19 protein-coding genes are annotated in these 23,808 nt (G+C 59.1%); 11 read left to right on the top strand and 8 right to left on the bottom strand.

The window, feature by feature from the left end; translation table 11 throughout:
* Nucleotides 1-136 precede the first annotated feature (136 nt).
* Nucleotides 137-2,569 (bottom strand): heavy metal translocating P-type ATPase, encoded by a 2,433-nt coding sequence (locus MRS74_RS14695; protein WP_254581029.1) that lies wholly within the window; start codon nucleotides 2,567-2,569, stop codon nucleotides 137-139.
* A gap of 517 nt (nucleotides 2,570-3,086) precedes the next feature.
* Between MRS74_RS14695 and MRS74_RS14690 the strand changes: the two genes are divergently transcribed.
* Both MRS74_RS14690 and fabI read left to right on the top strand, forming a co-directional pair.
* Nucleotides 3,087-4,415 carry a GAF domain-containing protein gene (locus tag MRS74_RS14690; protein WP_254581028.1) on the top strand — a complete coding sequence of 443 codons (1,329 nt, stop codon included), beginning with the start codon at nucleotides 3,087-3,089 and terminating at the stop codon, nucleotides 4,413-4,415.
* A gap of 123 nt (nucleotides 4,416-4,538) precedes the next feature.
* Nucleotides 4,539-5,312, top strand: coding sequence for an enoyl-ACP reductase FabI (gene fabI / locus MRS74_RS14685; RefSeq protein WP_254581027.1), 774 nt, complete (start codon nucleotides 4,539-4,541; stop codon nucleotides 5,310-5,312).
* Nucleotides 5,313-5,341: 29 nt separating this feature from the next.
* Here fabI and MRS74_RS14680 read toward each other — a convergent pair whose 3' ends face one another.
* A complete protein-coding gene (locus MRS74_RS14680) occupies nucleotides 5,342-6,355 on the bottom strand; it encodes a LacI family DNA-binding transcriptional regulator (RefSeq protein ID WP_254581026.1) in 1,014 nt (337 codons plus the stop codon).
* A 134-nt stretch (nucleotides 6,356-6,489) separates the two neighbouring features.
* Between MRS74_RS14680 and MRS74_RS14675 the strand changes: the two genes are divergently transcribed.
* Nucleotides 6,490-7,662 carry a Gfo/Idh/MocA family protein gene (locus tag MRS74_RS14675; protein WP_254581025.1) on the top strand — a complete coding sequence of 391 codons (1,173 nt, stop codon included), beginning with the start codon at nucleotides 6,490-6,492 and terminating at the stop codon, nucleotides 7,660-7,662.
* A gap of 39 nt (nucleotides 7,663-7,701) precedes the next feature.
* Here the strand turns inward: MRS74_RS14675 and MRS74_RS14670 are convergent, their stop codons facing one another.
* On the bottom strand, nucleotides 7,702-8,442 hold the full coding sequence (locus tag MRS74_RS14670; protein ID WP_254581024.1) for a sulfite exporter TauE/SafE family protein: 741 nt from the start codon (nucleotides 8,440-8,442) through the stop codon (nucleotides 7,702-7,704).
* Between the two features lie 196 nt (nucleotides 8,443-8,638).
* Nucleotides 8,639-9,877 (bottom strand): Zn-dependent hydrolase, encoded by a 1,239-nt coding sequence (locus MRS74_RS14665; RefSeq protein WP_254581023.1) that lies wholly within the window; start codon nucleotides 9,875-9,877, stop codon nucleotides 8,639-8,641.
* A 536-nt stretch (nucleotides 9,878-10,413) separates the two neighbouring features.
* Here MRS74_RS14665 and MRS74_RS14660 point away from each other — a divergent pair.
* A complete protein-coding gene (locus MRS74_RS14660) occupies nucleotides 10,414-11,907 on the top strand; it encodes an aldehyde dehydrogenase (protein ID WP_254581022.1) in 1,494 nt (497 codons plus the stop codon).
* Between the two features lie 95 nt (nucleotides 11,908-12,002).
* Here MRS74_RS14660 and MRS74_RS14655 read toward each other — a convergent pair whose 3' ends face one another.
* Nucleotides 12,003-12,812, bottom strand: a complete 810-nt coding sequence (locus tag MRS74_RS14655) for a helix-turn-helix domain-containing protein (RefSeq protein ID WP_254581021.1) — start codon at nucleotides 12,810-12,812, stop codon at nucleotides 12,003-12,005.
* A gap of 106 nt (nucleotides 12,813-12,918) precedes the next feature.
* Here MRS74_RS14655 and MRS74_RS14650 point away from each other — a divergent pair, with 106 nt between their 5' ends.
* The 4 genes from MRS74_RS14650 to MRS74_RS14635 all read left to right on the top strand — a co-directional run bounded on the left by MRS74_RS14650 (nucleotide 12,919) and on the right by MRS74_RS14635 (nucleotide 18,717).
* Entirely contained in the window at nucleotides 12,919-14,310 is a 1,392-nt protein-coding gene (locus MRS74_RS14650) for an aminotransferase (protein ID WP_254581020.1), read from the top strand.
* A gap of 80 nt (nucleotides 14,311-14,390) precedes the next feature.
* Nucleotides 14,391-15,488: an agmatine deiminase gene (gene aguA / locus MRS74_RS14645; protein ID WP_254581019.1), complete on the top strand. Its 1,098-nt coding sequence runs from the start codon at nucleotides 14,391-14,393 to the stop codon at nucleotides 15,486-15,488.
* A gap of 122 nt (nucleotides 15,489-15,610) precedes the next feature.
* A complete protein-coding gene (locus MRS74_RS14640; RefSeq protein ID WP_254581018.1) occupies nucleotides 15,611-17,095 on the top strand; it encodes a Na+/H+ antiporter NhaC family protein in 1,485 nt (494 codons plus the stop codon).
* 362 nt (nucleotides 17,096-17,457) lie between these two features.
* Nucleotides 17,458-18,717 (top strand): MFS transporter, encoded by a 1,260-nt coding sequence (locus MRS74_RS14635; protein ID WP_254581017.1) that lies wholly within the window; start codon nucleotides 17,458-17,460, stop codon nucleotides 18,715-18,717.
* 37 nt (nucleotides 18,718-18,754) lie between these two features.
* Here MRS74_RS14635 and MRS74_RS14630 read toward each other — a convergent pair whose 3' ends face one another.
* From MRS74_RS14630 to MRS74_RS14620, 3 genes are all read right to left on the bottom strand, one after another.
* Nucleotides 18,755-19,213 carry a methylglyoxal synthase gene (locus tag MRS74_RS14630; RefSeq protein ID WP_254581016.1) on the bottom strand — a complete coding sequence of 153 codons (459 nt, stop codon included), beginning with the start codon at nucleotides 19,211-19,213 and terminating at the stop codon, nucleotides 18,755-18,757.
* Between the two features lie 41 nt (nucleotides 19,214-19,254).
* Nucleotides 19,255-20,922: a glucose-6-phosphate isomerase gene (gene pgi / locus MRS74_RS14625; protein WP_254581015.1), complete on the bottom strand. Its 1,668-nt coding sequence runs from the start codon at nucleotides 20,920-20,922 to the stop codon at nucleotides 19,255-19,257.
* 206 nt (nucleotides 20,923-21,128) lie between these two features.
* Nucleotides 21,129-21,689, bottom strand: a complete 561-nt coding sequence (locus tag MRS74_RS14620) for a TMEM165/GDT1 family protein (RefSeq protein WP_254581014.1) — start codon at nucleotides 21,687-21,689, stop codon at nucleotides 21,129-21,131.
* 330 nt (nucleotides 21,690-22,019) lie between these two features.
* On the opposite strand from MRS74_RS14620, the gene MRS74_RS14615 reads away from it, so the two are divergent.
* From MRS74_RS14615 to MRS74_RS14605, 3 genes are all read left to right on the top strand, one after another.
* Nucleotides 22,020-22,334 (top strand): 2Fe-2S iron-sulfur cluster-binding protein, encoded by a 315-nt coding sequence (locus MRS74_RS14615; protein ID WP_254581013.1) that lies wholly within the window; start codon nucleotides 22,020-22,022, stop codon nucleotides 22,332-22,334.
* A gap of 55 nt (nucleotides 22,335-22,389) precedes the next feature.
* Nucleotides 22,390-22,881: a universal stress protein gene (locus MRS74_RS14610; protein ID WP_254581012.1), complete on the top strand. Its 492-nt coding sequence runs from the start codon at nucleotides 22,390-22,392 to the stop codon at nucleotides 22,879-22,881.
* A gap of 76 nt (nucleotides 22,882-22,957) precedes the next feature.
* Nucleotides 22,958-23,794, top strand: coding sequence for a 23S rRNA (adenine(2030)-N(6))-methyltransferase RlmJ (locus MRS74_RS14605; RefSeq protein WP_254581011.1), 837 nt, complete (start codon nucleotides 22,958-22,960; stop codon nucleotides 23,792-23,794).
* Nucleotides 23,795-23,808: the final 14 nt, after the last annotated feature.

Here is a 23,808-nt window from a genome sequence, read left to right as displayed (position 1 = left end):
CTGCTAACTCTCTCTTCTCGATTAAGTGGGCTCAGATCAAACTGACGTTGCTCTCGTCATTCTGAAAAGTCTAACATGACCCCGTCTGCTACCCGATTAACCGGACATTCTGAAATCGAAAACCATCGTTCATGGTTTATAATTTTACCTGTCTTAGTCTGAGCGAATTGCTGATCACGGATACCGAGCTGAAACTCATTGCAGCAGCGGCAATCATTGGCGATAACAGTATTCCAAAGAACGGATATAATATTCCGGCGGCCACTGGAATACCCGCTATGTTGTAAATAAAGGCAAAGAATAAATTTTGCTTGATATTACGCATGGTGGCCCGGCTTAGTCGTCTCGCTCTGACAATTCCCCGTAAATCACCTTTAATTAAAGTGACGTTCGCGCTTTCTATTGCTACATCGGTACCCGTGCCCATGGCAATGCCGACATGGGCCTGTGCCAGGGCAGGGGCATCGTTAATACCGTCGCCAGCCATGGCGACGATACGGCCTTCTGCTTGAAGCTGTTTAATGACTTCGGCTTTTTGTTCAGGAGACACTTCAGCATGTACCTGATCGATCCCCAGCTTGTCGGCAACAGCTTTGGCGGTGGTTTTACTGTCACCGGTAAGCATGACGATCCGGATACCTTCGGCATGCAAATCGCTAATGGCTTCGCCTGTTGCGTCTTTGATGGGGTCAGCAACACCAATTAAACCTGCTGCTTGGCCGTCAATCGCAATCAGCATGACGGTCATTCCCTTGACGCGTTCTTTATCTGCTTGCTGAGATAATTCACCCGTTTTAATATTCAGGCTTTCTAACAGTTTCAGGTTGCCGACTGCCACCTTATGTCCGTCAACTTCGCCTGTGACGCCTTTACCGGTAATCGACTGAAAGTTACTGGCTTTAGCCAGCTTGATCCCGCGTTCTTCAGCCCCATTGACAATAGCCTCCGCCAAAGGGTGTTCGCTGGCGCGTTCGAGGCTGGCGGCCATGCGCAATATCTCATCATCGTCCAATCCTGATTCTGCCTGCACAGCAACCAGCTTTGGTTTGCCTTCGGTTAGCGTACCGGTTTTATCCACAACCAGGGTGTCGACTTTTTCCATGATCTCGAGTGCTTCGGCATTTTTAATTAAGACTCCGGCCTGGGCGCCACGCCCCGTTCCCACCATGATGGAAATTGGTGTGGCAAGGCCCAGTGCACATGGACAGGCGATGATAAGCACAGCCACGGCATTCACAACGGCATGCGCCAGACGTGGCTCCGGGCCCCACAGCCACCAAACAATAAAAGCGACCGCCGCCGCGCCAACCACCGCGGGGACAAAATAACCCGCCACAGTATCCGCCAATTTTTGTATGGGTGCCCGCGACCTTTGTGCATCAGCCACCATTTTTATGATTTGTGCCAGCAGGGTGTCGGAGCCGACTTTTTCCGCCCGCATCAGCAAGCTGCCGGTTCCATTTACCGTAGCGCCGATGAGTTTGTCGTCGGTTGATTTTGCTATAGGGACAGGTTCTCCGGTAACCATGGATTCATCTATATTACTTTCACCTTCGATGACAGTACCATCAACCGGTACTTTCTCGCCGGGTCGGACCCGCAAGGTATCGCCGGGCTTTACCTCCTCCAGAGGGATATCTTTTTCGGTTCCATCCTCGTTCAGGATGCGCGCCGTATTCGGCGCAAGACCAAGCAGCATCTGAATGGCCGCATTGGTGCGTGAACGAGCGCGTAACTCAAGGACTTGCCCCATAAGGACCAGAGCCGTAATCACGGCTGAAGCTTCAAAGTAGACAGCCACCAAGCCATTTTCGCTGCGCATGACCGGAGGGAAAATCTGTGGAAACAGCAGGGCCGTAACGCTATACCCCCAGGCGACAGAGACACCCAGTGCAATCAGGGTGAACATATTGAGGTTCCATGTTCGGACGGATTGCCAGCCGCGGACAAAAAATGGCCAGCCGCCCCACAGCACAACAGGTGTTGCCAACACGAACTCAATCCATTGAACTGTTTGCATTGAAAGCCAATCCGGCAGCCAGGCAGGTAGCATATCGGCTGTCATGGCGAGGAAAAACACGGGCAGAGCGAGAAGGGTGCACACCCAGAATCGGCGGCTCATGTAGACAAGCTCTGCATTCTTTTCTTCGCCGCCGGATGTTGTCACGGCTTCGAGTGCCATCCCGCATTTGGGGCAGCTACCGGGGTGATCCTGCACCACCTCGGGATGCATGGGGCATCTGTACTCGGTGCGGGCCGAGGTCTCCGGTGCGTGCATCGGCTCCAGCGCCATCCCGCATTTCGGGCAATTGCCGGGCCCCTGTTGCTGGATTTCAGGATGCATGGGGCATGTATAAGGGCTTGACTCAGCCTGAGCTGCATGAGGTGCCAAGGTCTGCTGATCGAGATATTGCTCTGGATGCTCGTTAAATTTCTGCAGGCAACGTTCGCTGCAAAAATAATACTCGTTGTCTTCATGGTGTGAATGGAATTCGGAGTCGCTTGATACCACCATATTGCAGACTGGGTCTGTGTGCTGATTTTGTTTTGTATTTGGTTTCGTACTCATATTCCATCTCCATGGCGTGCTGGCTAAGTTCAGCGGTGGCGCTTGGGCGCAGTCCACTGCCCTGGCTGGTTAAGAAAGCGACGTACCAGCATCACTATCAGCATAGTGTGAGCAGACCCAGTGTGTATTTTTGGCGCCCGCACGAATGCTGACAGAAGAGGCCACCGAACCGGTTTGTGGCAGCCCAGGACGAACGGAAAAGCCTGATCACTACCATCAAAGCAAATGGCACCAAGAACGGAACTGCCAGGTAACTGCAGCCGGATGCCTGGTATCCGCTTTGGGTCTATTACCGACTTTTTTCCCGGCGCCGCTTCCCTGGGACCGCCGCTGCCTGGCGTTGGGCTCTAAAGCTCAAGGCTGCAAACCTCAGAACCCCAGGGGATGCGGGCTATACTCAAGGCAGGCTGAATTTCGGGCTGCGCAGTGCGCGCCCGCACACATCTGGCGACGCGCCACAATATGGACGTACAGCTCGCACTAACCCGGCTACCGGGCCCCAGGGTCAGGAGGTACTATGGTTGGCAAGACGGTCTTCACGGCAAGCCCTCCAGCCGCCAGAGTTGAGCTGACGCCCGAGATGCTGCGTCTGCAAAACGACGTTTTCCGTGGCAGTGGCGGGATCAGCGATGAGAACCGCGATCTGGGCTTCAGGCCCGCGTTCTACGATATGGAAACCGGCGTTGTGCACCCGTCCTGCTTTGCCAATGGTGCGTCGGCGCCCATGCACTTGCTGGATGGCCTGCCCGCGGAACTGGTACTTGCAAGGCTCGACAGCGGTCGTGTAACGGCGGTCAAGGCTGGCGTGGTGGCAGGCTTTGTGCGCCACGGCCATTTTTTTACCCGCACGCAGGCGGCACAGGCGGCGGCCTCCATCCGCGATCGCTCCCAGCTGCTTAGCAATCCGCAGCACCATCACCGCCTGCTGGAGGTGTGGGAGCGGTTTGTGCTGGGTCAGGATTACAGCAACCAGGACATTCGGCCGGTGGTGGAGGACTCCTGGCGCCGCTGCCATCAGTCACGCCTTGATCCGCAACTGCGGCATGCCCCACTGATCGACGACCCCGTCCAGATTGAATTCCATCGCTATCGACAGGCAGATCTGCGCGAGGCCGCCCATCCGGTGCTGCAGCGGGCAGGGGAGCTGCTGCACAAGGCCGATAGCGTCATCCTGCTGGCCGATGCCAGCGGCCTCATCCTGGATGTGGCCGGCGACCGTCGTACGCGCCATGCCGCGCAGGGGGTCAATCTGGTAACCGGTGGCCTCTGGTCAGAGTCGGCAGTGGGCACCAATGCCATTGGCACGGCGCTGGCGGCGGCAGAAGCGGTACAGCTGTATGGCGCCGAGCATTTTTGCAGTGGCATCAAGCGCTATACCTGTTCGGCCGATGTCATTCGCGATCCCCACGATGGGCGGGTGCTGGGGGCCGTGGATGTCTCGGGTTTCACGGACAGCTACCAGGGCCACGCGCTGGATTTTGCGATGGACGCGGCCCGGCTGATTGAAGCCAATCTGTCGGCGTTCTACTTTCGGGCCCGACAGGAGGTACTGGACGAGACCGAGGCATTATTCCGGCGCTGGAAAGTGCAGGGGCTGCTGGCATTTGACCGGCGCGGGCGTCTGGTCCGGGCCAATGCGCGGGCGCACTGGCTGGTGAAAAAACTCGGTGCCGAGCTGGAGCTGAGCCCCCAGACCCGCATCCCCGCACTGGATCTGGATGACGAGAACCGCCATCCCGCCGATACCCCGCAATGGCTGGCCACACAACGATGCCAGCCTATACGCCAGCGCAGCCAGCAGATTGGCACCATGGTGGTATTCGAGACGGCTGCGTCTGAGCACTGATCGTCAATTGTTTGACCTGCATCAGTGAGCGTGCTCCCTTGGCGCGGCACCATGCTGCGTGGATGCAAACAGCGTTGGAACTGCTACTCTCGACGGATCAACAACCTCCTAAAGGAACTGGACATGAGCCTGGCAATCGATTTGAGCGGTAAAAAGGGAATTGTACTGGGGGTGGCAAATGACCAGAGCATTGCATACGGGTGCGCCCTGGCGCTGCGCGAGGCCGGCGCCGAACTGTGCATCAGTTACCAGAACGACAAGGCGCGCTCCCATGTGGCGCCACTGGCTGAACGCCTCGGTGCGACGATTTTTCAGGCCTGTGATGTGGGCCAGCCAGGAGATCTAGAGCGGCTGTTTGATACGGCCAAAACCACCTGGGGCACAATCGACTTCGTGATTCACTCCATTGCCTGGTCGGCGCTGGATGAGCTGCATGGTCGGTTGCTGGATACGTCGCAGCAGGGCTTTGCCCGGGCGATGGATATTTCCTGTCACTCCTTCATTCGTATCGCTCGCCTGGCTGAAGCGCTGATGCCTGCCGGAGGTACACTGCTGACCATGAGTTACTACGGTGCCCAAAAGGTGGTTGATCACTACAACCTGATGGGGCCGGTCAAGGCCGCGCTGGAAAGTTCAGTGCGCTATCTGGCGGCAGAGCTCGGGGGCCAGGATATCCGCGTGCATGCGCTGTCGCCGGGCCCCATGCCTACGCGTGCAGCATCCGGTATTGCGCAGTTCGATACGCTGATGGAACACACTATTGCCCAGGCGCCGCTGCATAGGCTAAGTACACCGGCGGATGTCGGCGCCATGGCTGCTTTTCTGGTCAGCGATCTGGGCATTAACCTCACCGGCAGTACGCTCTATGTTGATGCCGGCGAGCACATCATGGCGTAAAACCGGCACCGCACGCATCAGGCGGCGGCCTAAAGGTTGTAGGCTGTGACGATGTTGATGCGCGAGCGGGTCTCGCTACTGCCCGCCGGTACCACGCCATGCTGTTGCAGCAAATACACAAAGGCACGGTGGGCGTCCTGCGCAAGATCATGATCGATGATGGCATCGATGCGCCGCTCCAGCAGCAGGGCGCGGTTGTCTCTATCCAGGTCGTGGCCGATAAACAGACGCAGGTCCCGTTGCTCGGCGGCAAAGGCATCAAGAATGGCGCGATTGGCGCCGCCGGCACTGTACACGGCACTGATGCTGGCGTCCTGTTGCAGGCACTGGCGGGTGCGGGCGTAAGTGGTGCCATGAATACCGAGACCGCCGACAATTTCAGTAATCCGCATGTTAGGCGCCTGCTCGCGCAGTAGCTGCCGAAACCCCATCTCGCGTTCTTCCTCACCGCGAAAGCGCTGATTGCTGACATTCACGGCGATGGTGCTGTGCTGATCCTGCAGCCACTGCTGCATCAGATGGGCGGCGGTACGCCCGGCGGCGCGGTCGTCCATGCCGATATAGGCGCAGCGACCGCTGTGGGGCAGGTCCGACACCAGGGTAACGACCGGGATGCCGGCCTCGGTCAGTTGTTGTACCGCCTCGTTAACCGCCGGCTCATCGGGGCCTTTCAGTATCAGCCCCTGGGAGCCGCGCCGGGCACAGCCCTGGATCATGCTGACCAGTGGCTGCACCTCCAGGTCTTCGTGCAGGTGAAAGCGTGGCCGGATGCGCAGCGGTTGCAGCAGCGGCAGAGCGCGGTGGATAGCCTGCTGCACGGCGCTGGTGAAGCGCTCGGGCGCCTGAATAATCACGTCTATATAGAAACTTCTGCCCCTGAAGCCCACAAGCCCCGCCTGCTGCTCCAGTTCCTGCACTGCCTGCTGCACCCACTGCACGGTTTGCAGACGCACGCCGGGGCGCTGGTTGACCACCCGGTCAACAGTGGCCAGGCTGACCCCGGCCTGGGCGGCGATCTGTTTGAGGGCAAAGGCGGGTTTCATTGGCGTATCGGATTCTCGCGTCTCGTTATTTGAGGTGTTTTTGAGGTGTTTATGCGCTATTTGGCCCAAGCCTCAATGTTAGCATCCTGATCAGCAAGCAACATGTTTCCAATGATAAAAACCGGAGCAGGCTGATGTTCAATGAAGAGATGCGTTTTGAATCACCCATTCGCTGGGCCATGGTCGGTGGCGGCCGTGGCAGTGAGATCGGTCATGCCCATCGGGCAGGTGCCCAGCGCGATGGCCTGTTTCAGCTGGTGGCCGGGGCCTTTGATATAGATCCGCAGCGATGCCGTGACTTTGGCACCCGGCTGGGGCTGGCTCCTGAACGCTGCTACGCCGATTATGCCTCCATGTTCAGCCAGGAAGCCAAGCGGGCCGATGGCATTCAGGCTGTGTCCATCGCCACGCCCAACGCTACGCACTACGCCATCAGCAAGGCGGCGCTGGACGCCGGGCTGCATGTGATCTGTGAAAAGCCGGTGACCTTTACCGCCGACGAGGCACGGGATCTGCAACGACGGGCGCAGGCGGCAAAAAAGGTCTTTGGCGTGATGTATGGCTATGCGGGTTTTCCGATGCTGCACCAGGCCAGGGAGATGATCAGGCGTGGCGATCTGGGGGCCATTCGCGTGATCAACATGCAGTTCGCCCACGGCTTTCACAGTGAGGCGATCGAAAAGCACAGTTCCGGTGCCCAGTGGCGCATGAATCCGGCGGTGTCCGGCCCCAGCTTCGTCCTGGGGGATCTGGGCACCCACACCTGGTTTCTGGCCGGCATGCTGACAGGCTGTGAAGTGGAGCGGCTGTGCTGCATGCGCCAGAGCTTCGTGCAAAGTCGCGCGCCACTGGAAGATAACGCCCATGTCATGCTGCAGTTCAAAAACGGCGCTGTCGGCACACTCTGGGCCAGCGCCATCAATGCCGGTTCCATGCACCAGCAGAAGATCCGCGTGGTGGGTGAAAAAGCCAGTATCGAATGGTGGGATGAACACCCCAATCAGCTGCGCTACGAGGTCCAGGGGCAGCCGGCGCAGCTGCTGGATCGGGGCATGGGCTATCTGTACAACGAGGTGCCGGGTATCGCCACCAATCGTATCGGTGGCGGTCATGCCGAGGGCTTCTTCGAGTCCTGGGCCAACCTGTACCATCGGTTTGGGCTGGCAATGGCCGCGGCGGATCACGACGATCAGGCGACGCTGGAAGCCCTTTGGTATCCTGATATCGCGGCCGGCGTTGAGGGTGTTCGAATGCTGGAGTGCTGCGTGGAGTCGGCCGATAACGGCGCCCGCTGGGTGAATTTCTGAGGCAGCCAGGCGGCGTACTGCAAGGGTGCCGATGATCCTTTAGCGCAGCAGAAATACCAGCGTCATCACCAGGCCAACGCCGATTACGATGCCGCGTACCACGCGCACCGGCAGGGCGCGGGCGATACCGGCACCGCTGTAGCCACCCAGGGTTGCAGCCAGCATCATGATCAGCGCTGGCTGCCATTCAACGATGCCGGCGACGGCAAAGGCGACCACCGAGATGGACGACAGCACGAAGGACAGCAGGTTCTTCAGGCCGTTCATCAGATTGAGTTCCTGCATGCCGGCGGCGGCGAACTGTGCCAGCAGCATGATGCCCAGGCCGCCGTTAAAGTAGCCGCCATAAATGGCTACCACCAGCAGGCCGGGGGCCATCGGCAGCGGCCGTCCGGAACGGCGCAGCAGCGACATCAGACGGTTGCCGAAGGCGAACAGCAGGGTGGCGCCGAGCAGCAGAAAGGGCACGGCGATATCGAATACGGCCGCCGGGGTGATCAGCAGCAGCAGGGCGCCGGTGATGCCGCCGGCCAGGCCCAGCAGGCTGAGGCGCAGCAGCATGATGCGATCCAGGGTTTGCAGTTCGCGCTTGAAGCCAAGGGTGCCGCCAAGATAGCCCGGCAATACGGCCACAGCACTGGTGGCATTGGCGGCAATGGGCGGGATGCCGGCGTAGACCAGGGCCGGAAAGGTGAGAAAACTGCCGCCACCGGCGATGGTGTTGAGCACGCCGGCAAAGTAGCCGGCCAGAACCAGCAGGAGGTAATCTAGGGGTGTCATGACCTGGGCATCCTTGTGCGGCAGAGGCAGGGCGGTCGATAGCCTAACCGCCGCGCCCAGGCAGCGCAATTGTGTTGCCGGTTAAAAATGGAAATGATTTCCAAAAAACAGGTCTGGATGCGTAAAAAAGCCAGAGTCCTCTCGGGCTCTGGCTCAGACTCTGGTTGAAGAATACTCTAAACTAGGGGCGCCGATATCAGGTGCACTGGGCTTCGTTCTTCATTACCGAGTACAGGATACGGGCGCCGCTGGCGATCTGCTCAGGGGTCGAATATTCGCTCTCGTTATGGCTGATACCGCCTACTGAGGGTACGAAAATCATTGATGTGGGTGCCACCGCGCTGATATTGACGGCATCGTGGCCAGCGCCGCTGGTCATGCGGCGGTAGCTGCAGCCACTGTCGGCGACCACGCGCTCCACCGCCTCGATGCAGTTGGCATCAAACACCGTGGGGGGCGAGTCCCAGATGCACTCGAGTGTTACTTCCACCTGAGCGTCTGTGGCGATGCGGTCAATCAGGCTGCGGGCCTGCTGTTCCATGGCCTCCAGGCCCGCAAGGCTGGCGTTGCGCAGATCCAGGGTAAAGTTAAGGTCCCCCGGAATCACGTTGCGTGAAGCCTTTGGAATGCTGAGCTCGCCGATGGTGCAGCGGCCATCTTCCCCGACCCGCTCTGCTGCCATATCGATCAGCGCACTGATCATGCGGGCACTGGCGCCCAGGGCATCACGGCGATAGCTCATGGGAGTGGGGCCGGCGTGGGCCGACACGCCCTTGACGCTGACATCGTACCAGCGCATGCCGAGCACACCTGTGACCACGCCTATCTGATCATTTTCCCGTTCCAGCACCGGCCCCTGTTCGATATGCAGTTCAAAGAATTTGGCGAACCTGCGTGCGCCCACCTCCAGGTCACCGTCGTAGCCGATGGACTTGAGGGCATCCCCTAAGCGAATGCCCTGGGCATCGGTCTGGTTGAGGGCGTAATCGAGGCTGAATTTACCGCTGTAGACACCCGACGCCACCATGGCAGGGGCGAAGCGCGAACCTTCCTCGTTGGTCCAGATCACCACTTCCACCGGGCGGCGGGTCTGAATCTTGTGATCGTTCAGGGCGCGAATGACCTCAAGCCCGGCCAGACAGCCGTAGATGCCATCGAACTTGCCACCGGTAGGCTGGGTATCGAGGTGACTGCCGGTGCTGATGGGCAGGGCTTCGGGGTCGGTGCCGGGACGTCGTGCATAGATATTGCCGATGCGATCGACATGAATGTCGCAACCGGCCTCCTTGCACCAGCGCACGAAGAGGTCCCGGCCCTGGCGATCGAGTTCGGTGAGGGCAAGGCGGCAGCAGCCGCCGGCGTCGGTGGCACCGATCTCGCCCATTTCCATCAGGCTTCCCCAGAGTCGCTGGGCATTAATTGTGTGTATGGGCATCGACTGGCTCCCGCTTGAATGTGGCCGAAAAATGCGTAATGCGTGCTGTTAAAACGCAGTGCTGATGATGCAATGTAAGTAACAAGGCCATAGCCTCGATATACCCACTGGGGGATAGCTGCTATCGCCGATGTGCATCAAGTAATCATCGCTGCTCATTCCTCAATCACCCGTTAACCAGTCAAAAGCTTTTAAGTCGGAGTAAATGCGGCATAAAAAAATGGCCGCCAAGCGGCGGCCAGAAGCTTACAAGGAATGCTACAAACAGGGTAATGAGCACAGCTGACAACAAAATGAGCCAATCGCCGGCGTGCAGCCAGTGCCTGCCGAGCCCCGTCGTTGTCAGATGTGGCTACAGTATCGGCGTCTTGCACGACGGACTCCATACCCCTGTGGGGGTAGCTGGCTTCGGTTCTGCAGGGTGCTCCAGATCTGGGGCCAGTGCGGCGGTATATACCCCCCATGGGATATTCAGCCGCGGCGGTGTCCCGCGTAGACTGGACGCAACACTAGCCAGAACAGCAGCGGGTAAGACTATGGCGAACAAGAGCTATGACGACTGGAAGGCGCAGGCCGCGGATCTCGCGTTCTGCAATCAGGCCTGGATTGATGGACGTTTTGTCCCGGCCATCAGCGGCGAGACTTTCGCGACTATTAATCCTGCCACTGAGCAGACCCTGGCCGAGATCGCCGCCTGCGACACCGCCGATGTCGATGTCGCTGTGCGCAGTGCCCGTGCCGCCTTTGCCAGCGGCGATTGGTCCGAACGCTCGCCCGAGCAGCGCAAGCAGGTGCTGTTACGGCTGGCTGATCTGATCGAGCAGCATCAGGATGAAATGGCGTTGCTCGATACGCTGGATATGGGCAAGTCGATACGTGAATCCACCGGTCTGGATCTGCCCTCCAGCATCGGTTGCTGGCGCTGGACCGCAGAAGCTGTGGACAAGATCTACGGTGAAATTGCGCCCACCGGCAATGATGCCCTGGCGCTGATGAGCCGCGAGCCCATCGGAGTCGTCGGCGCCATCGTACCCTGGAACTATCCGTTGATGATGGCGACCTGGAAGCTGGCGCCGGCACTGGCGGCGGGCAATTCGGTGGTTCTCAAACCGTCGGAAAAGTCACCCCTGAGCGTACTGCGCCTGGCTCAGCTGGCCAAGGAAGCGGGCCTGCCCGATGGCGTGCTCAACGTACTGCCGGGCTATGGCCATACCGCCGGCAAGGCGCTGGCGCTGCACATGGATGTGGATGTGCTGGTGTTCACCGGTTCCACCCGGGTGGCCGGCATGCTGATGGAGTATGCCGGGCAGTCCAACCTCAAGCGTGTCTGGCTTGAGGCCGGCGGCAAGTCGCCGAATATCATTTTTGACGACTGCGAGGACATTGGCGAAGTGGCGGCCAATGCGGCGGCGGCGATCTATTCCAACCAGGGCGAAGTCTGCATCGCAGCCTCGAGGCTCTATGTGCAGAAGGGCATCAAGGACGCCTTTCTGGCGGCACTGCAGGAGGCGGCCAAGACCTACCGGCCGGGTGACCCGCTGGACCCTGCAACCACCATGGGACCGCTGGTGGATGCCGCCCAGCTTGAAAACGTCAACCGTTATATTGCCTCGGGTCTGGAGGAGGGCGGCACTCTGGTGCTGGGGGGCGTACGCGAGCATCGCGCCGGTGAGGGCTTTTATGCCCAGCCCACGCTGATCAGCGATGCCCACAATGGCATGACCTTTGTTCGCGAGGAGATCTTCGGCCCTGTGCTGGCGCTGTGCGAATTTGACACCGAGGACGATGCCGTGCGCCTGGCCAACGACAGTGTTTATGGATTGGGTGCCTGCGTCTGGACCTCGAATCTGAAGCGCGCCCATCGCGTCAGCAGGCGGATTCAAAGCGGCATGGTGTGGGTCAATGGCTGGGGCGATGGCGACCAGAGCGTGGCCTTTGGTGGCGTCAAGGGCTCGGGCAATGGTCGCGACAAGTCGCTGCATGCGCTGGAAAAATACACCGAGCTCAAAACCATCTGGATTCGTCTGTAAGCAGAGCCTTTTGCCGGGATCGAAAAAGGGCGCTACCTCAAGGCAGCGCCCTATTTGCATTCCAGCCTTTTCCTGCCATTTTCGTATATATCCAGTCAGCTTCCCGCCAGGCTCGTGAGGTGGCCGAGGAACATCGAGAATAATTCTGACTGAGTTGAGGTGTTCAGACGCGCGTGGATGTTCTTGCGGTGTACCTTCACGGTGCCGGCACTGATATCCAGCAGATCGGCGATGGCCTTGGATGAGTGGCCCTTGAGTATCAGGCCGGTGATCTCCTGCTCGCGCTTGGTCAGCACACCGCTGCCGAAGGTCGAGAGGGCGTATTCCATGGCATCGCGGGACTCCTCGTTGTGCACATAGTCCGATGACTGGGCCAGCCAGAACTGGTGTACCAGTGCGCTTATGACCGGAAAAATCTGGCTCAGGGTGTTGCGTTCGGCCCGGGTAATGGAGCCCAGGCTCGATTTTCGCCCCAGCGACAGCGTAAAACTGACGTCGTTTTCCAGTGGTATCACCAGAATAATTTCATCCACCAGATCGAACTCGTGATAGCAGCTGCGGTAGTACTCGCTGCTCTCGAAGCAGTCCGGCGCGATTTCCCGCAACCGGTAGACACCCCCCGCCAGACCCTGCTGCATGGCGTTGAAAAGCGGATCCAGCAGGTAGAGCTGATCGACGTAGCGATTCAGCGCAGGGCCCATGCGCTGCGGGTGATTGCTCAGCACGACTATGGGCTTGAAGGTGTGCTTGTAGGTGGCGATCAGCAGGGTGTCGAAGCTGACCAGGCTCTGCAGGCAGTCGTTCAGCACCTCAGGGAAATTGCGCATGCGAATATGATCAATCAGCCGTGCCAGGTCTTTGTGCCAGCTTTGTGAGGGTGGAACACCAAGGCCGATTTTATTCATAGCACTGTGCATATCTCTTCGGGGGTATAGATGGAGTTTTTGCTCCGGTAGTACCTTAGGGTCTGTTGGTTAACTTTATAACGCAGAACACCGCGAGGCAATTCGCATGGCACATGATATTAACAAATTGTGGGAACAGGATAAGGCGCACTTTATCCATCCCTTTACTGATTTCTCGGTTTTCGAAAAAGAAGGCTGCGATATTATTACCGAAAGCCGCGGCGAATATGTTTTCGATGGCAAGGGTAATAAATACCTCGACGGTATCGCCGGGCTCTGGTGCGTCAATATTGGCCATGGCCGCCGGGAAATGGGCCAGGTCATGGCCGAGCAGGCCGAGCGCATGGCCTATTATTCGCCGTTTAATAATCTCTCCAACGTGCCGGCGATTGAATTGTCCGCCAAACTGGCCGAACTGGCGCCGTCGAATCTGAATCATGTGTTTTACAGCTGTGGCGGTTCGGTGGCCAATGATACAACCATCCGTATCGTGCATTACTATTTCAACCAGCTGGGTCAGCACGATAAGAAAATCATTATCTCGCGTAAAAACGGCTACCACGGTACCACCTATGTGTCCTCGACCCTGACCGGTATCGAAAGCAATAACTGGGGCTTTGATACCGCCGACCAGTTCGTCCACCACGTGGCCGAGGCCAACTGCTATCGCCGCCCCGACGGCATGACAGAAGCCCAGTACTGCGATTATCTGGTCGAGGATTTCGAGAGCAGCATCCGTCAGCTCGGCGGTGCCGACAAGGTTGCGGCCTTTATCGCCGAGCCGATCATGGGTGCCGGTGGCGTGCTGGTGGCGCCAGAGGGGTATCACGGGCGCATGTATGACGTCTGCAAGAAGCACGGCATGCTCTATATCGCCGATGAGGTAGTGACGGCCTTTGGGCGCCTGGGGCATTTCTTCGCTTCTGAAGCGGTGTTTGGCATTCAGCCGGATATCATCAACTGCGCCAAGGGCCTGACCTCGGGCTATATTCCGCTGGGTGCAACCCTGCTGAGCGATGAAATCTACGCCGTGATCAGCAAGCCGCAGCGTGAAGGCGCCGTGTTCAGCACCGGTTTTACCTATTCCGGGCACCCGGTGGCCTGCGCCGCCGCGCTGAAGAACATCGAGATCATGGAGCGCGAAAACATCTGTGGCAATGTGCGCGATGTCGGCCCTTACCTCGAGCAGCAGCTGAAGACACTGCTGGACCTGCCCATCGTCGGTGATGTGCGTGGCAGTCATTTCATGATGTGCATCGAAAGCGTGGCCGACAAGGCGACCAAGGCACTGTTGCCCATGGAAGCCAATGTCGGCAAGCGCATCGCCGAGCAATGCCAGAAGCGCGGCCTGATCGTAAGGCCCATCGCACATCTGAACGTGCTGTCACCGCCGCTGATCTGGAGCCGCGAGACAGTGGACCTGGTGGTGGGCATTTTGCGTCAGAGCATTCTGGCCACCGTCGAGTCCCTGATCGAAGACGGCCATTATCAGGCGTGAGAGCCTGGTCCTTTGCCGGGTGGGCGCGTGTTCGCCCGGCCTCTAGAGCATCTATAGTCAAAGAAAACAGGTTGCCTGCGATGAGTGACACGAACGATAACCTCAGCCCCAAAGCACTGGGTTTCCGGATGCCGGGCGAGTTTGAACCCCATGATGCCTGCTGGATGCTCTGGCCCCAGCGCGGTGATGTCTGGCGTCTGGGCGCCAAGCCGGCCCAGCGGGCTTTTGCCGCAGTGGCCGACGCCATTTCGCGCAGCGAAACGGTGTTTGTGGCGGTAAACGATGGCCAGTACGAAAATGCCCGTGCCATGCTGGCGCCGCACATACGTGTGGTCGAGATCAGCTCCAACGATGCCTGGATGCGGGACATGGGGCCGAGCTTCGTGATTAACGATGCGGGCGAGCGGGCCGGTATCGACTGGCAGTTCAATGCCTGGGGCGGCCTGAATGGCGGCCTGTATTTCCCCTGGGACAAGGATGATCGCGTCGCCCGCAAGCTGTGTGAAATCAATGGCGACCGGCGCTTTCGGGCACCCTTTGTGCTGGAAGGCGGCGCCATCCATGTGGATGGCGAGGGCACCCTGCTGACCACCGAAGAATGTCTGCTCAATGCGAACCGCAATCCGCACCTCAGCCGTGAACAGATCGAGGCGCAGCTGGGCGACTATCTCAATGTATCCAAGGTGATCTGGCTGGATCGGGGCACCTTCAACGACGAGACCAACGGGCATGTCGACAATATCGCCTGCTTCGTCCGGCCAGGCGTGGTGGCACTGCACTGGTGCGATGATCCGGCCGATCCGCAGTATGAGATTTCCCGCGCCGCCCTGGAGGTGCTGAACCAGGCCACCGATGCCAAGGGTCGCAGGCTCCAAGTGCACAAGCTGCCCCAGCCGGGGCCCCTGTACATGAGTGCCGACGAAGCCGTGGGCGTTGACCTGTGCGAAGGCAGTCATCCGCGCAGCGAAGGCGAGCGCATGGCCGGCTCCTATATCAATTTCTATATCGGCAATTCAGTGGTGGTGTTTCCGCTGCTGGACAAGGCCCTGGATGGCCAGGCCCGTGAAATCCTGCAGGGGCTTTTCCCCGAGCGCGAGATCATTGGCGTCGACGCGCGGGAAATTCTGCTGGGCGGCGGCAATATTCACTGCATTACCCAGCAGCAGCCCAGGGCCTGATCCGGGGTAGCAGTCACACTCTAAATCATCGTTGCAATAAGTCGACGGCAGGCCCCTGATGTGAGCGGGGTCTGGTGTCGCGTTCCCGTTGCGGCGAAAAACAACTATAACGAGGGACACAGATGACGACTTCAACTGACGCGGCTATGAACCTGAACACAGCGCGAACGAGTCAGCCCATTGCCGTTGGTGCCATCGCACTGGCGGTGATCGCCTTTGCACTTTACTGCTTCCAGACCTATGGTGCGGATGGCAACTTCGGCATGCTCAGCCTGCTGCCGACCGGCGTGGTGATCGCCACCGCGCTCTATACTAAGCGCACCATCGAATCGCTGTTTATCGGCGTGCTGGTGGGCCTGATCATGACCAATTCGGTGGCGGACTTTATTCCGGTGCTGGGCAGTACCTTCCTCGATGTCTTCATGAACGAGACGGTGGCCTGGATCTTTGTCGCCTGCGGCCTGATGGGCAGCATGATCGCCCTGGTGACCATGGGGGGCGGCGCCGAAGCCTTCGGCCGCTGGCTGACCACCAAGGTGCACACGAAAAAGGGCACCCTGTTCTCGACCATGGCCCTGGGTCTGGTGATCTTTATCGATGACTATCTCAATGCACTGACCATCGGCGCCTCGATGCGCAAGGCCACGGACCGGGTCAAGACCTCGCGGGAATTCCTCGCCTACGTGGTGGATTCCACGGCGGCGCCGGTGTGCATTATTCTGCCATTCTCGACCTGGGCGGTGTTCTTCTCCGGCCTGCTGGAAGAAAACAATGTTGCAGCCGAAGGCCAGGGTATTGACCTGTTCATCAGCTCCATTCCCTATATGCTCTATGCCTGGGTCTGCCTGGCGGTGGTGATGCTGGCCATCAGCGGCAAGCTGCCGCTGCTGGGCAAAATGAAAGACGCCGAGAAACGGGTAGAAAGCACCGGTCAGGTGGTAAGCGACGCCGATATCCCGCATAACGTCGAGATGGACGCCGGTGTGGAGAAATCCCATACGCTGAATTTCTTCATGCCCATCGCGTCGCTGATTTTCTTCACCTGGTATTTCGATATCGACATCATGTCCGGTGCCATGGCGTCGATCTTCGTGACCCTGGCATTCTTCGGCGTGCAGCGGCTGCTGAGTGTCGGGCAGATGTTCGACGGCATTCTCAAGGGGTTTGTCGGCATGATCATGCCACTGGGCACGCTGTTCTGCGGCTTCATGCTGGCGGAAGTCAACGATACCCTGGGCACCACCGAATACGTGATCAATGCGACGACGACCTTCATGACCTCGGAAATGCTGCCCATGGTGGCCTTCGTGGTGATGGCGGCGCTGGCTTTTGCCACGGCATCCTTCTGGGGCATTTTCGTGGTGGGCATGCCGATCATCCTGCCGCTGGCGCTGGCCGTTAACGCCGATATTCCGCTGGTGGTGGGCGCCATGATCTCGGCGTCCGCCTTCGGTTCCCATGCCTGCTTTTACGGCGACTCCACGGTACTCTCGGCCAAGGCCTGTGGTATCAGCCCCATGAGTCACGCCATTACCCAGCTGCCCTATGCGATGCTCGGCGGTGTGGTTTCGGCCATCGGATTCCTGGCGCTGGGTTTTATGCTCTAGACCGACTCTGAGCCGGTTATTAACCCGGCAGGTTAATACATGAAGCAGGGAAGCTTCATCACTGGCCGCAGGCCAGTGCGAACGCCAGAAAAATCAGCATGTCCGTGCACCTGCGCCCGTTTTTATGGCGTGACGGACAAATAGGTAGAGAACCTATTTGTCCGCCCGGTTAATAGCAAACATCAACGCCCGGGCAGCAATGTCCGGGCGTTTTCGCGTTCGAGCGTTTTGCGCTGGGGTTGGGCGCAATTAATCTGCTAGGACGCCTTTGTCGCGCTGGCGCCCCGGGGCCTAACAGGCCAAGATACCGGTGCACCAAAGGGGTGCCGCGTCTTTTACTGCAGACCAGGGATGTTTGATCAATGGGGCCTATTCGTCAGCTGACCGCACTGCTGGCCAGCTATGGATTGCTGTTGCTGGCCAACGGCATGTTTACCACTCTGCTCAGCCTGCGTACCCGGCTGGAGGGTTTTCCCACCGAGCTGATCGGCCTTGTGATGGGCAGCTATTTTATCGGTCTGTTTCTGGGGGCGCGCTATGCGGCCGGCGTGGTCAACAAGGTGGGCCATATCCGCGCCTTTGGGGTCTTTGCGTCGCTGATTTCCATTACGCCGCTGCTGCACATGCTGGTGGTGTCGCCCTCGCTCTGGTTTGTGCTGCGTCTGATTGCGGGCTTCAGCATGGCGGGGCTCATAGTGGTGACCGAGAGCTGGCTCAATGCCAGGGCTGAGGATCATAACCGCGGCGCCGTGCTGTCGATCTACATGATTATCAATTATCTGGGGGCGGGCTCGGCGCAACTGCTGCTCATGCTGGATGACCCGGGGGGCTACCGGCTCTTTCTGCTGGCCTCCATTACATTTTCGGTCTCGCTGATTCCGGTGCTGCTGACCCGCACTGTGGCACCGCTGCCGGAACCGCCCGGGCCGCTGCGCATTTCACCGGTGCTCAAGGCTTCTCCGGTGGGCTTTTTCGGCGCCATGGCAGCCGGCCTGATCAATGCGTCCTTCTATACCATGGGGCCGCTGTCGGCGCAGGATGCGGGCCTCTCGGCCGATGAAATCGCGCTCTTTCTGGCCTGTGGCATTCTCGGTGGCCTGGTGCTGCAGATACCCCTGGGGCGTCTGTCTGATCGTATCGAGCGACGCAAGGTGATCGCCCTGGCGTCCACCGGTACCACGCTGTGCTGCGGGGCACTGGCCTGGCTGGTGATGCAGGAAGTGGAGGTGAAGTGGTTGTTGCTCGGCAGTTTCAGCTATGGCTGTCTGGCCTTTACGCTCTATTCCCTGGCGGGCGCCCACGCCAACGACTGGGGCGATCCCGGGCGGCGCATGCAAACCGCCGGGGCCTTGCTGGCAGGCTTTGGCATTGGTGCCATCCTTGGGCCCTTTCTCAGTGGTACTGCCATGTCGGCCCTGGGGCCGTCGGGTCTGTTTGTGTTTAACGGCGCGGTGGCCTTTATGCTGGCGTTGTTCAGTCTGTATCAGAGTGCGCGGCGCGGCATGGCCCAGAGCAAGCCTCGCTTTGTGCCTCAGCCAGGCTCGCAGTACAGCTCGGATGAGTTGTATCGGGCGGTGCAGGAGGAAGGTGAGCAGGATAAGGTGGAAAGCCGACAGCCCTGAGGGCTGCCGGCTTTTTAGGCTCGCGTGACCGAGGGCATTAGCCTATGCGTTGCTTGATGTAAGCGTCGTAGTCCGGCACCCGGTATTCGTGGCTCTGGTTCATCAGTGCTGAGCCGATCACAAAGTCCGCGGTGCTGCGGTTGCAGGCCACAGGCACATTCCAGACCGCGGCAATGCGCAGCAGCGCCTTGACGTCCGGGTCATGGGGCATGGGCTCGAACGGGTCCCAGAAGAAGATCACCATGTCGATCTGCTGATCAACCAGCATGGCGCCGATCTGCTGATCACCGCCCAGGGGGCCACTGATCAGTTTGTTGATCTGCAGCTGCAACTCCTGCTCTAGCATAAGGCCGGTGGTGCCGGTGGCAAACAGCCGGTGCTGGCTCAGTTGCTGCAGATTCTGGCGTGACCAGTCAATCAACTCGTGCTTCATATTGTCGTGGGCAATCAGCGCAATGCGCTTGAGGGCCGGCATCTGAATCACTTTCTGCTGCATCGGATTTTCTCCAGGGGGGCAGGGTGGGCTGAGGCTGAGCCTCAGCGCCCTGCTTCTTCGGCGGTCTTGCGGCGCTGTTCGTTGAAGTACTCGATCAGGTGCCGGGTCGAACTGTCATGTTTGTCCGATACGGCACCGCCGGTCAGTTCCGGCAGTATCTGCTTGGCCAGGGTCTTGCCAAGTTCAACGCCCCACTGGTCAAAGGAACAGATATCCCAGATCACGCCCTGTACGAAGATCTTGTGTTCGTACAGTGCAATCAGAGCGCCCAGGGTGCGGGGATCAAGGCGTTCCAGCAGCAGGGTGTTGGTCGGACGATCGCCGGCGTGCACCTTGTGGGGAATCAGCGCGTCAATCGCGTCCGGCTTCATGCCCTTGGCTTCCAGATCGCGGCGTACTTCGCCTTCGTCGATGCCGTTCATCAGGGCTTCGGTCTGGGCGAAGAAGTTGGCCATGAGGTTTTCATGGTGACCGCGCACGGGCGTGCTGCTTTCAATTGAGCCGATGAAGTCGGCCGGCACCACGGTCTTGCTCTGGTGCAGATACTGATAAAATGCGTGCTGTCCATCGATGCCCAGAGAGCCCCAGATGATGGAACCGGTGCTGTAGGGAACCTGGTTGCCGTCATGGTCGACCGACTTGCCGTTACTTTCCATATCGGCCTGCTGCAGATAGGCGGCGAAGCGTGCCAGAGGCCAGTCGTAGGGCAGAATCGCCTGGGACTGACGGCCCAGGAAAGTGCTGTTCCACAGGCCGACCAGTGCCAGCAGTACCGGTGCGTTCTTCTCCATGGGCGCATCCCGGAAATGGATGTCCATTTCGTGGGCGCCGGTGAGCAGCGCTTCGAACTGTTTGAAGCCCAGGCAGAGCGCGATGGGCAGGCCTATGACCGACCAGAGCGAATAACGACCGCCGACCCAGTCCCACATCTGGAAGGTGTTTTCACGCTTGATACCAAAGGTTTTCACCGCTTCGTGGTTAGTGGATACGGCCACGAAGTGGCTGCCTACCGCACGCTCGTCAAAGGCGGAGGACATCAGCCAGTTGCGTGCGGTCTGGGCATTGGTCATTGTTTCGCTGGTGGTAAAGGTCTTGGAGGCCACCACAAACATGACGCGCTCGGGGTTGAGCGGGCGCAGCACGTTGGCAATTTCAACGCCGTCGACGTTGGAGACGAAATGCACCTTGATGCGGTCATCGGCATAACGGCGCAATGCCTGGGTCACCATGCGCGGTCCCAGATCCGAACCGCCGACACCGATGTTGACGACATCGGTGATGCGCTTGCCGGAATAGCCGCGCCACTCGCCCTTGCGAACCGAATCGACAAAGGCTTTCATGCGGCCGAGTTCGTGGTTGACCACTTCCATGACATTTTCGCCATCGAGGTACACAGGCGTGTTGGTGCGGTTACGCAGGGCTGTATGCAGTACGGCGCGGTTTTCGGTGGAGTTGATACGGTCGCCGTGGAACATGCGCTCGCGCCAGTTTTCAACGCCGGCAGCTTTGGCAAGATCCAGCAGGCCCTGCATGGTTTCGTCCGTGACCGGATTTTTGGAGTAATCCAGCAGGATATTCTGCACTCGAATCGAATATTTTTCGTAACGGTTCGGGTCCTGCTCGAACAGATCGCGCAGATGAACGTCGCCAATTTCTCCGGCGTGCTGTTGCAGAAATTTCCAGGCGTCAGAATCTGAGATGTTGGCCATCTCGGGCTCCTCTTATTAGGGTTACCGATCAACGGTCGTAGACCAGGATGAATCTTAGTTGTGTTAATTTACGTAAATTTAATTAAATAACAAGTGTAGCGTGGGTTTGTTTTGCGTTTTTTTGTTAATTTTTATGTTTTGTTCGTAAATTATTGCCCGAATCTGTCGGTTTCACATCCGGGCAGGGCTTCGCCAGGCTAAGGATGCTACTGCATCAGTATGGCCGCGATACCCAGGCCTGCAAATAACAGGCAGGCGCCGCGCCGGGCCCAGGCCAGTGGCAGGCGCTGCATCAGCCAGGCGCCGGCGTACACCACAGGGACATTGGCCAGCATCATGCCGAGCGTCGTGCCGATGATGACCCAGAAGGTGGCATCGTCAAAGCGCGCAGCCAGAATGACGGTCGCTATCTGGGTCTTGTCGCCAATTTCGGCAATAAAGAACAGTACGCAGGTGGCGATAAAGGCGCCAAAGCGCAGTACGCCGGCGTTTTCGTCGTCTTCCTTGTCGGGAATCAGTACCCAGAGGCCGACGGCAATAAAGCTCAGCCCAATGATCCAGGGCAGCCAGGTGGCGGGAATCCAGTGGGCAACCCAGACGCCGAGCCAGGCGGAAAGGGCGTGATTGAGCAGGGTCGCGAGCAGGATGCCGGCAATGATGGCGTTGCGCTGGACAAAGCGCGAGGCGAGAAAAAGCGAAAGGAGCTGGGTTTTGTCACCGATCTCGGCGATGGCGACGGCAGAGGCAGAGGCTAGCAGGGCTTCCATGGGCATGTTCCTGGGCGGGCTTGAATTGAAAACACCAAGACACAGCAAGCCGGCCCGCCAGGAGCAGCTTGTCGTGTCTCAGGTCTCATCAATCCCGCAGGACGTGACTGCCATGGGCATGGGGCCCAAGTATGTTGACAGCCACTCTGGTCGGCGCGGCCGACCGGAAGATTACTCCCCCAAGAGCGGGGTGGATATTAAGGCAACTGCGCTATAGGTGCAACGCAGGATGTTATTTTGTTGCCAATTCCCTGGCTGTTGTGGCTTGCATGCCCGCGTCTGTGTGCTGCACTGGCTACACTTGGTATATCGACAGGCAAGGGGACGGCAATGGCGAGGATTACCTACATAGAACCGGATGGGCAGCGTCAGGAGCTGGTGATACCCGATGGCTGGAGCGTGATGGAAGGCGCGATAGACAAGGGGATTGAAGGCATCGTGGCCCAGTGCGGTGGCGGCTGCAGCTGCGCAACCTGCCATGTCTATGTGGTGTCCGGGGCGGTGGATGAGCCTGGCGAGGAGGAACTCGAAATGCTCGAATTCGTGGCCGCGGAGCGCAAAGCCAACAGCCGCCTCAGTTGTCAGCTCGAAGTATCTCCAAAGCTCGATGGGCTGGTGGTGCAGATTCCCGATACGCAGTACTGAGCCTGGGGATAGAGGAGAAAGGCGCTGTGGCATTTAACTAAAGGAGACGTGAATCATGCTACCTGATATCAAGCAAATTCTGTATGCATCGGACCTGGGCGAAAACTCGGTGCCGGCACTGCGCATGGCGGTGAAACTGGCGATTGAGCATGGTGCCACTATCACTTTTTTGCATGTGGTTGAGGTGCTGAGCCCGTCAACCGAGGCGCTGATCGACACCCACTTCGAGCCCGAGGTGCTGGCACAACTGCGCAAGACCGGAATTGAAGACCTGCGCAACAAGATGATGCAGCGGGTGGAGGCATTCTGGGCCGAAGAGGTGCCTGCGGGTAAGGCCGAGGCGCTCAGCAAACCCCTGGTGCTGATCGAAAAGGGCAATGTCGAAGAGAAGATTCTCGCCGCGGCACGGAAGATAGATGCCGACATGATTGTCATGGGCACGCGCACCCATTCTGTGCTGGCGAAGATGTTTATGGGGTCCAGCGCCCAGCGCGTGATGCATCACAGTGATCGCCCGGTACTGATTGTGCCGCTACCGGCAGACTAAGCCGTTTTACAGTGGAATCCCCCGGGGGGACGGCGTATGCTGGCGCCCCCCGACTTTTAATGCCTCCGGAAAGCCGATGCTCAGCTATCGTCATGCTTATCATGCCGGCAACTATGCCGATGTACTGAAACACCTGGTTCTTGCCCGCACACTTGAGTACATGACCACCAAGGATACGCCGCTGCTGTATCTGGATACCCACGCCGGTGCCGGCGGCTATCACCTGGGCGCCGCCATGTCCAAAAAGACCGCGGAGTTTGAAGCGGGTATAGGGCGTCTTTGGGGGCAGCCTCTGCCCGATGCCCTGACGCCGCTGATGGCGGTGTTGCGCCAGATCAATCCCAAGGGGGATCTGGAGCATTATCCCGGCTCGCCCCTGGTGGCCGCGCAGTTGCTGCGCCAGCAGGACGCGTTACGTCTGTTTGAGCTGCACCCCAGCGACTATCGCCTGCTGAGCGAGCGTTTCGCAACTGATCGCCGGGTGCGGGTCGAGCGCAGTGATGGCTTTGTCAGCCTCAAGGCGCTGTTGCCACCGCCGTCAAAGCGCGCGCTGGTATTGATTGATCCGCCTTACGAGAACAAGGGTGATTACCGCCAGGTGCTTAAGGCTGTGCTCGAGGGCTACAAGCGCTTCCCGATTGGCACCTACCTGATCTGGTATCCGGTGGTGGTGCGGGCGCGCATTGATGAGATGGTGCGTGGTTTCAGGAATGCCGGTGTGCGTAATCTGTGGCAGGCGGAGCTGGGGCTGGGGCCTGATACCGAGGACTTCGGCATGACATCCAGCGGCCTCTTCATGATCAATCCGCCCTGGACGCTACCGGGCGAACTCAAGGAGGCGCTGCCGATGTTGCAGAACCTGATTGCACCCGAACAGGGCCGCTGGGAGCTGAAGCAGCTGGTGGGCGAATAGCCCGCCAGCTCCGG

Source organism: Marinobacterium sedimentorum (assembly GCF_024267675.1).
Taxonomy (GTDB): domain Bacteria; phylum Pseudomonadota; class Gammaproteobacteria; order Pseudomonadales; family Balneatricaceae; genus Marinobacterium_A; species Marinobacterium_A sedimentorum.
This window is presented reverse-complemented; position numbering and strand designations above follow the sequence as displayed.

What these genes read in the sequence shown, in the direction of transcription:
- MRS74_RS14695 (WP_254581029.1), bottom strand. Translation starts at nt 2,569, where the DNA reads ATGAGTACGAAACCAAATACAAAACAAAATCAGCACACAGACCCAGTC.
- MRS74_RS14690 (WP_254581028.1), top strand. Translation starts at nt 3,087, where the DNA reads ATGGTTGGCAAGACGGTCTTCACGGCAAGCCCTCCAGCCGCCAGAGTT.
- fabI (WP_254581027.1), top strand. Translation starts at nt 4,539, where the DNA reads ATGAGCCTGGCAATCGATTTGAGCGGTAAAAAGGGAATTGTACTGGGG.
- MRS74_RS14680 (WP_254581026.1), bottom strand. Translation starts at nt 6,355, where the DNA reads ATGAAACCCGCCTTTGCCCTCAAACAGATCGCCGCCCAGGCCGGGGTC.
- MRS74_RS14675 (WP_254581025.1), top strand. Translation starts at nt 6,490, where the DNA reads ATGTTCAATGAAGAGATGCGTTTTGAATCACCCATTCGCTGGGCCATG.
- MRS74_RS14670 (WP_254581024.1), bottom strand. Translation starts at nt 8,442, where the DNA reads ATGACACCCCTAGATTACCTCCTGCTGGTTCTGGCCGGCTACTTTGCC.
- MRS74_RS14665 (WP_254581023.1), bottom strand. Translation starts at nt 9,877, where the DNA reads ATGCCCATACACACAATTAATGCCCAGCGACTCTGGGGAAGCCTGATG.
- MRS74_RS14660 (WP_254581022.1), top strand. Translation starts at nt 10,414, where the DNA reads ATGGCGAACAAGAGCTATGACGACTGGAAGGCGCAGGCCGCGGATCTC.
- MRS74_RS14655 (WP_254581021.1), bottom strand. Translation starts at nt 12,812, where the DNA reads ATGAATAAAATCGGCCTTGGTGTTCCACCCTCACAAAGCTGGCACAAA.
- MRS74_RS14650 (WP_254581020.1), top strand. Translation starts at nt 12,919, where the DNA reads ATGGCACATGATATTAACAAATTGTGGGAACAGGATAAGGCGCACTTT.
- aguA (WP_254581019.1), top strand. Translation starts at nt 14,391, where the DNA reads ATGAGTGACACGAACGATAACCTCAGCCCCAAAGCACTGGGTTTCCGG.
- MRS74_RS14640 (WP_254581018.1), top strand. Translation starts at nt 15,611, where the DNA reads ATGACGACTTCAACTGACGCGGCTATGAACCTGAACACAGCGCGAACG.
- MRS74_RS14635 (WP_254581017.1), top strand. Translation starts at nt 17,458, where the DNA reads ATGGGGCCTATTCGTCAGCTGACCGCACTGCTGGCCAGCTATGGATTG.
- MRS74_RS14630 (WP_254581016.1), bottom strand. Translation starts at nt 19,213, where the DNA reads ATGCAGCAGAAAGTGATTCAGATGCCGGCCCTCAAGCGCATTGCGCTG.
- pgi (WP_254581015.1), bottom strand. Translation starts at nt 20,922, where the DNA reads ATGGCCAACATCTCAGATTCTGACGCCTGGAAATTTCTGCAACAGCAC.
- MRS74_RS14620 (WP_254581014.1), bottom strand. Translation starts at nt 21,689, where the DNA reads ATGGAAGCCCTGCTAGCCTCTGCCTCTGCCGTCGCCATCGCCGAGATC.
- MRS74_RS14615 (WP_254581013.1), top strand. Translation starts at nt 22,020, where the DNA reads ATGGCGAGGATTACCTACATAGAACCGGATGGGCAGCGTCAGGAGCTG.
- MRS74_RS14610 (WP_254581012.1), top strand. Translation starts at nt 22,390, where the DNA reads ATGCTACCTGATATCAAGCAAATTCTGTATGCATCGGACCTGGGCGAA.
- MRS74_RS14605 (WP_254581011.1), top strand. Translation starts at nt 22,958, where the DNA reads ATGCTCAGCTATCGTCATGCTTATCATGCCGGCAACTATGCCGATGTA.